1 protein-coding gene is annotated in these 1,215 nt (G+C 53.8%); it reads right to left on the reverse strand.

Annotated features, from left to right (window positions below):
• Positions 1 to 931: hypothetical protein (locus HV711_RS33220; protein ID WP_175145691.1), on the reverse strand; the 931-nt coding region annotated here is incomplete at its 3' end.
• Positions 932 to 1,215: the final 284 nt, after the last annotated feature.

Below are 1,215 nucleotides of genomic sequence, written 5' to 3' on the forward strand. Positions count from 1 at the left end.
CCCTGAAGCGTTCGCCCTCGAAATCCAACATTGACCATGATCGCAAGGTCGCATAATCTATGCCGCACCCGCCGTCCCAACCTTCAACTGTCTGTGGGACATTGCCCTCCGGCAGGTCGCGGAGCACTAGTTCCTCGTCCCCGGATGTTGTCTTCGAGCGCTGAGAAAGGGACGGTTGTTTTGCAATATATCGCCGACGAATGTCCGCGGACGCCGGGTATGGGCGGGAATACTGGCTCATTAGGTCAGTTTTGGCTTGAGCGCTTGACTTGCAGCGCCCCACAACTCGAACGGCCGCAGTCCCGGTCAGGCGGACGAGCAACGCCCATTCGGCAGACTGTTGAAGAATCGGAGAAGGATCGAATCCTCCCACACTTTTGACGAGGGCGGTTGGCATCAGCGTTTTGCTTGGCGACACGAAGTCAGAGCAGAGAAGCCAGGCGTGCACGACGTCTCCATCAGTAGTGAATGGGAGACCGAAGTGCGCCAATTGCGTATCGTCGAGCAAAGTCCGGATTTCGTGGCTTGTCTCTTCTGTGGACAAGCCTGCAAATAAAGCGTTTAACGTGTCAGCGTCGAAAGCCATTGTCGGGCGACTGAATGCGACATATCGGCCGAATGCGACATTTAGTGCTCGATTGAAGAGCTCCGCCGGGAGGCAGCATGGTTCATTGGTGAATATTGTTCTGGCTTTGGGCAGCGAATGCTTAAGGCTCTGTACAATTGGGAGCGTAGTCCACAATGCACCATCGAATACAAACACAAAGTCGACAGCGTCGCCAAGGGGACTGTCTGAGACGGACTTCAATTCCTTGAGGGTCCGAGCCAAAAATGTTTCACTGGCCACTGGATCGCCGTGAACTGCGACGACCAATGTAGCGAGGTTGTCTTGGACCGATGACGAGATGTCTTGCGCCGAAAGATTTTCCATTGATTTAGGTGTCGAAAAAAGGACTCCACATCTGAGCAAACGGTAGAGAGGCATAGTCTGCATCTCTCTTTTCATCTAGTGATTCGCTGATCCGCCTACGAGAATGTTATCGTGGAGAGGCATAATTGGAGTGGCAGCAAGGAGCATGAGCACATCGTTGGACTTGAGAAACTTCGGCAATGTCCCAGGCGTAGTTGAAGGTTGAAGGCGGCGGTTCGCCAGTGGAATCCGAGAGAATCGGGTTTCCAGGACCAACCTCCCGAACAGGGAACCAAGGAGAACCG

Source organism: Paraburkholderia phenoliruptrix (assembly GCF_902859825.1).
Lineage (GTDB): Bacteria > Pseudomonadota > Gammaproteobacteria > Burkholderiales > Burkholderiaceae > Paraburkholderia > Paraburkholderia phenoliruptrix.